We start from the raw sequence: 6402 nt of genomic DNA, 5'->3' as shown, positions 1-6402 counted from the left end.
CCCCAATGATCACGAAGCCCGTGCCTGCTCCGCTATGCACCCCAACCGGTCACGGCCCGACCAACCGCCCGACCCCGGAACTCGCCCAAGCCCTGTAACCGGCGGGGCCTCCCCAACATGAAGCGTTACTGAATCAACACGCCCGGCGGAACCGGGGTGCCCACGCCGACCCGTTCTCGCGCTACTGCGGCAGCCAACCGCCAAGCCGGTGAACCTTCTCGGTCAGAGCACTAGCCTCGCGCTTTCATGAAGCGCGCTGTCCGACGGGTGGTCAGGAAAGCAGAAAGTGCCTCTGACCAGCAAGAATGAGGATTGTTGTCGGCGTACACGTGAACGTGCAGGGCCGCGTACGGATGAACGTGCAGGGTTCTTGATGTGCTGAGGTTCAGGGTTCGGCACTCTGCTGCCTGTTGGTCGAGGTCGCAGAGATGGGGTGGCCGTGGTCCTGGATCCGCAGCGCTGGCTGGAGCTACGCCGCTTTCGTGGCCTGGTCGAGTCCGGAGCGATGAGCCTGACCGAGGTCGCCAAGGAGACGGGCCTGAACTGGCGGACGGTCAGCAAGTACTTGGCAGCCGACGGCCCCGCCGCGCCTCCACGCCGGTCGCCGAACGGCCGGTCACGGGTCAGGGTGATCGACGAGTTCGCGCCGTTGGTCGACTCGATGTTGCGGGCGGAGATCCTGATGAAGGCCGCGGTGATCCACGAGCGGCTGGTGGCGGAGTACGGGTTCACCGGCAACTACCAGCGGACCAAGCTCTACGTTCAGGAAGCCCGGCCCCGGATCGCCGAGGAACTCGGCATCACGCCGAATGAGCTGGCGGGCATGCACCGTCGCTTTGAGGTGATCCCCGGCGCCCAGGCCCAGGTGGACTGGGGCGACGAGGGGAAGATCCTCGCCCACATGGGCATTCCGAAGGTCTACTCCTTCCACATGACGCTGTCGTACTCGCGCGACCCGTTCTGCTGCTTCACCACCAGCCAGGACCTGCAGACGTTCTTCGACTGCCACCGCCGCGCGTTCGCCCACTTCGGCGGGGTGCCGATGACGATCGTCTACGACCGCACGAAGACCGTCGTCCGACGCCACGTTGCCCCGGGCGAGGCTGTCCCGCTGCACCCGGAAGCGGTCGGGTTCGCCGGCCATTACGACTTCGACATCGACGTCCTGGCCGCCTACCGGCCCACCGGCAAGGGACGCGTCGAGCGCCAGGTCCTGATCGTCCGCGACCACGTCCTGTCCGGCAGGTCCTTCTCCTCCGTCGAGGAGATGGACGCCGCCTTCACTACCTGGGTCCCGCAGCGACGGGCCCAGGCCCACAGGACCCACCAGCAGATCATCGGGGAACGGGCGGCCCGTGATCACGTGGCTCTCAAACCCTTGCCGCCGACCCCGTATCTGGTGGCCGAGCGGCACCTGCGGCCGGTCGGCAAGGACTGCCTGGTCGCATTCAGCGGCAACCTCTACTCGGTGCCCGCCCGCAGGGTCCGCCCCCGGCAGCTGGTGGAGATCCGGGCCACGAAGTCACAGATCATGCTGCATTCCACCATCGCCGGCTCCAGCGGCGAGACGCTGCTGGCGATCCACCCGCGGGCGATCGGCCGTGGCGTCCGCGTCGTCGAAGAGGCCCACTGGGACGGCCTGCCCACGGGCAAGGGCCGCCGGACCACCACCGGCGATGTCCTGCCACAGCCCCGTCGTGAACGTCCTCGGGGCGAGGAGGCAGGGCCGTTGCAGGCTCTGCTGAACCGGGCCGCGGCCACCCATATCGAGGTCGGTCGCCGTCCGCTGTCGGTCTATGACGAGCTGACCGGCACCCGCCCCTTCACCACCCACCCGAGCACGAGGGAAACGTCTTGAGCGAGCTGGTCTCCACCCGCATCCGCAACACGGCCGGCAAGCTCGGCCTGCCCCACCTCGCGGAAACCATCAGGGAATACACCCGGCGGGCCGACGAGGGGAAGATGGGCTACCTCGACTTCCTCGACCTGGTCCTGTCCGAGGAACTGGCCGTCCGCGACGACCGCCGCTTCCGCCAAGGCCTGCGGCTCTCGAAGCTGCCGCACCACAAGACGCTCGACGAGTACGACTTCTCTTTCCAGCCCGAGCTCGACCCGCGCAAGGTCAAGGACCTCGCCACCCTCTCGTTCGTCGAGGGCAAGGCGAACGCCGCCCTGCTCGGGCCACCCGGGGTCGGCAAGACGCACATCGCCGTCGCCCTGGCGGTCGCGGCCTGCCGGGCCGGCTACTCGATCTACTTCACCAGCCTTGACGACATGGTCCGCAACCTCAAGGCTGCCGAGGCCGCCGGGCGTCTGACGAACAAGCTCGGCACCTACCTGCGGCCCGGTGTTCTCGTGGTGGACGAGGTCGGCTACCAGCCCCTCGAACGAGCCGAGGCGAACCTGGTCTTCCAGGTCATCTCCAAGCGCTACGAGAAGGGCTCGATCATCCTGACCTCGAACAAGACCTTCAGCGAATGGGGCCAGGTCTTCGGCGACGAGGTCCTCGCCACCGCCATCCTCGACCGACTCCTCCACCACTGCGAAGTGATCTCCATCAACGGCCCCAGCTACCGGCTCAAGAACCGCCTCCAGGCCATTGAGCGGGAGAACGACGTGGCCTGACCAGCTGCGATCAGTACACCGGATCTTCGCCCGGCGGGATGAAGGCATCGGCGCCATCGGCATCCTCGACATGCCCCTGGGCATCGACCGTGATGGCCGTCGCCCGCCCCTGCGAGGTGATGAGCCAGGCCAGCACCTGTTCCGTCAGCGGCGTTCCCCCTGGTCCCTCGTCCTTCCAGTGCACCCGCCACCCTCCACCAGGCACCGCGGCCACGACCTGGTCGGCTCGCTCCAAGTGGGAGAAGTCCTCATAGTCCGTCACCGCACGCAGGGCGCCGCGCTTGGGATCGACGACCAGGGCCGTCCCGGTCGCCTGGTCCCAGCCCTCCACACGCACCATGCGGCCGATCTCTGTGTCGGTGCCGTTGAAGATCGCGGTCCAGCCGGTCTGATTGAAATAGCGAAGAGACACCTCTCCATCATCTCGAACCACGACGCTCGCACTTCACAGGGCTCACTGCTCTGCACGTTCATCCGTACGCAGCTCTGCACATAGACGAGTACGCCGACAATTGTCGAGGTCCTTGTTCCTGCCACCGCCGGAGGCACTTCCCAGGTGAAGCACTCTATCGGGTCCTACCCCCGCGTCCGTGTCCAGGACGACGGCCGCCAGGTCGTCTCCCGGGCCGGATCGGTCCTGCTGGTCGAGACGGTCCGCAAGACCGGCCTTGACCAGGCGATATCGACAGCTCTGGCTCCGTGGCGCAAGTCGCGGGCCGTCCACGATCCCGGCAAGATCCTCCTGGATCTCGCTCTGGCGGTCGCGCTGGGCGGCGACTGCCTCGCGGACGTCGCGATGCTGCGGGCCGAGCCGGCCGTCTTCGGTCCGGTCGCCTCCGACCCGACCGTCTCCCGCCTGATCGACACCCTCGCCGCCTCCGGCGAGAAAGCTCTGCAGGCGATCCGGTCCGCACGCTCCGAAGTCCGTGACCGCGTCTGGTCGTTGGCCGGTGAGAACGCCCCGGACACCGACGGGCAGGTCACCGTCGACCTCGACGGCGTCCTCGTGATCGCGCACTCCGACAAGCAGGACACGGCCGCGACCTGGAAGAAGACCTACGGCCACCATCCGCTGACGGCCTTCGTCGACCACGGCCCGGGCGGAACCGGAGAGCCGGTCGCCGCCCTCCTCAGGCCGGGCAACGCGGGCTCGAACACAGCGGCCGACCACATCACCACCGCCCAGCTCGCCCTGGCCCAGCTGCCCAAGCGCTACCGACGAGGGCGGCAGACGCTCATCCGCACCGACTCCGCAGGCGGCACCCACGACTTCGTGTCCTGGCTCGCCAGGCGAGGACGATGGCTGTCCTACTCGGTCGGCATGACGGTCACCGAAGCAATCCACGAACACGTGCTGAAGGTCCCCGCCTCGGCCTGGACCCCAGCCGTCGAGACCAATGGTGACGCCCGGGACGGGGCCTGGGTCGCCGAGCTCACCGGCAAACTGCTGGACGGCTGGCCCAACGGCATGCGGCTGATCGTCCGCAAAGAACGGCCCCACCCTGGAGCCCAGTTGAGGATCACGGACGCGGACGGCATGCGGATCACGTGCTTCGCAACCAACACCGCCGGCCGGCCGATCGCCGAACTCGAACTCCGTCACCGGCTGCGGGCCCGGGCCGAGGACAGGATCCGGGCCGCCCGGGCCACCGGTCTGCGCAACCTGCCCCTCCACACCACAGCCCAGAACAAGGTCTGGCTCGAGATCGTCCAGATCGCCCTCGACCTCCTGGCCTGGATGCCCATGCTCGCCCTCACCGGCACCGCCAGGCTCTGGGAACCCCGCCGCCTGCGGTTCCGCCTGTTCACCGCGGCCGCCCAGCTCGTCACCACCGGCCGGCGCCGCATCCTCCGCCTCGCCCGCCACTGGCCCTGGACCGGCGAGATCACCGCCGCACTCGAACGACTTGCGCTCCTGCCGAACCCCGGCTGACCAGCGGATTCACCTGTCCCTACGAGAAGAGGACCCAGCCCGGAGCAGTGGGATCCGGCGTCCACCCGAGGCGACACTCGGGCCCTCGGAATGCCCGCCATCAGCCATCGACAGCGAAACGGTCCACCGACTCCGTCGGCGGACCGTCATGCAAGATCGAGGCTAGTGTGATGCGCCAGAAATCCTGAGGGTTAGTTCTACTCTGTTTTCTGGCCGGTGGTTCCGACCTTGGTGAGGTAGTCGGCGAGGGAGTGGAGGATATCGTCGGCTGTCTTGGTCCAGATGAAGGGTCGCGGGTTCTCGTTCCAGGTGTCGATCCATGCGGTGATGTCGTCCTCCAGTGCCTTCACGGAGGTATGGACGCCGCGGCGGATGAGCTTGTCGGTGAGCAGGCCGAACCACCGCTCGACCTGGTTCATCCAGGAGGAGCCGGTGGGGGTGAAGTGGACCTGGAAGCGGGGGTGTTTGCCGAGCCACGTCCTGATCTCGGCGGTGTTGTGGGTGGCGTAGTTGTCACAGACGAGGTGCACGTCGAGCCCGGCGGGCACCGCCTTGTCGATCTGGATCAGGAACTTCTTGAACTCGATCGCCCGGTGGCGGCGGTGCAGTGCCGATATGACGGTGCCGTCGGCGATGTTGAAGGCGGCGAACAGGCTGGTGATGCCGTGCCTCAGATAGTCGTGGGTGCGGCGTTCGGGCATGCCCGGCATCATCGGCAGCACCGGCTGTGAGCGGTCCAGCGCCTGGATCTGGGACTTCTCGTCCACGCAGAGCACGACCGCCTTCTCGGGCGGGTGGTGGTACAGGCCGACAACGTCGACGACCTTGGCGACGAACTGCGGATCCGTGGACAGCTTGAAGGAGTCCTGCAGGTGGGGCTTGAGGTCGAACCGCTTCCAGATTCGCCCGATCGTCGACTTCGACAGGCCAGTGCGTTGGGCCATCGAGGCCCGTGACCAGTGCGTGTCCTGGCCCGGGAGTGACTCCAGAGTCGCCACGACGACCTCCTCGACCTGGTCGAGGAGGATCGAAGGCGGCCGGCCCGAGCGCGGCTCGTCATGCAGACCGTCAAGGCGTTTCGCGATGAACCGGGCCCGCCAGCGGTCCACGGTCGACCTGTCGATGCCAAGGTCAGTCGCGGCCTGCTGGTTCGTCCCGCCCTCCGCGCAGCGCAGCACGATCTTGGCCCGCAACGCGAGGAACTGAGCGGTCTTGGCCTGCCGCGCCCACTGCTGCAGCTGCCTGCGCTCGGCATCGTCGAGAATCAGGTCGGCCTTCGGTCGACCAATCCGGCCGGCATCCTCAAGCCCGGCCATCCGCTCTGCGGCGAAAGCCCTACGCCACTTGCCGACCGTCTTGGCCTGGACACCGACGAGCCGCGCGGCACCCGCGTTCGACATGCCGTCAGCACACGCCAGGATGATGCGAGCCTTCTCGGCCGAGCGCCGGTGCGGCAGTTCCGTCCGGCGCACCAACTCGGCACGCTCGGCATCGGACAGTGTGATCGCCACAGCAGAAGGCCCCGAATGCGACATGCCAACAGGATACTTACTAACCCTCAGGAATTCTGGCGCATCACACTAGCAACCGGCGAAGTGCCGTACGATCCCCATCTTTTGTCATCACCTGATGATCCCAGGCTTCGATCTCCGCGTCAGCCCGCATCCCTGCACTGGACGACCGACTGCCCACATTTCTCTGCGGCTCACCCTGCGCAGGTGCGAGCCATGTTGTCGTAGAGCGGGCGCTTAGTACTCCAGTGCGGTTTTGTGATCTACCCGGTGGGTTCGTTGGCGGACCGTCGTTGGTAGTGGCTTTGTCGGGCTGTTGCCTGGTGGCGTCTG

Annotated in this window: 5 protein-coding genes; 3 read left to right on the top strand and 2 right to left on the bottom strand. The window is 67.1% G+C overall.

Going from position 1 to position 6402, the window contains the following annotated elements:
- Positions 1 to 439 precede the first annotated feature (439 nt).
- Together istA and istB are read left to right on the top strand one after the other, a co-directional pair.
- Entirely contained in the window at positions 440 to 1858 is a 1419-nt protein-coding gene (gene istA / locus ACFW22_RS35485; protein ID WP_386412863.1) for an IS21 family transposase, read from the top strand.
- Positions 1855 to 2625, top strand: a complete 771-nt coding sequence (gene istB / locus ACFW22_RS35480) for an IS21-like element helper ATPase IstB (RefSeq protein ID WP_386412860.1) — start codon at positions 1855 to 1857, stop codon at positions 2623 to 2625. The genes istA and istB overlap by 4 nt, the downstream gene beginning before the upstream one ends.
- A 10-nt stretch (positions 2626 to 2635) precedes the next feature.
- On the opposite strand, the gene ACFW22_RS35475 is transcribed toward istB, so the two are convergent.
- A complete protein-coding gene (locus tag ACFW22_RS35475) occupies positions 2636 to 3037 on the bottom strand; it encodes a hypothetical protein (protein ID WP_386412857.1) in 402 nt (133 codons plus the stop codon).
- 144 nt (positions 3038 to 3181) lie between these two features.
- Between ACFW22_RS35475 and ACFW22_RS35470 the strand changes: the two genes are divergently transcribed.
- Complete coding sequence (locus ACFW22_RS35470; RefSeq protein WP_386412855.1) at positions 3182 to 4558, top strand: IS1380 family transposase; 1377 nt, start codon at positions 3182 to 3184, stop codon at positions 4556 to 4558.
- A 197-nt stretch (positions 4559 to 4755) separates the two neighbouring features.
- On the opposite strand, the gene ACFW22_RS35465 is transcribed toward ACFW22_RS35470, so the two are convergent.
- On the bottom strand, positions 4756 to 6093 hold the full coding sequence (locus tag ACFW22_RS35465; RefSeq protein ID WP_386412852.1) for an IS630 family transposase: 1338 nt from the start codon (positions 6091 to 6093) through the stop codon (positions 4756 to 4758).
- Between the last annotated feature and the right edge of the window lie 309 nt (positions 6094 to 6402).

The sequence above is a fragment of the Streptomyces sp. NPDC058872 genome (genome assembly GCF_042743065.1).
GTDB lineage: Bacteria > Actinomycetota > Actinomycetes > Streptomycetales > Streptomycetaceae > Streptomyces.
Note: the sequence above shows the minus strand (reverse complement) of the source record. Positions and strands in the feature narration are given on the sequence as shown.

Bases quoted from the DNA above. Each gene is read 5' to 3' on its own strand.
- ACFW22_RS35465 (WP_386412852.1), bottom strand. From the start codon at position 6,093: ATGTCGCATTCGGGGCCTTCTGCTGTGGCGATCACACTGTCCGATGCC.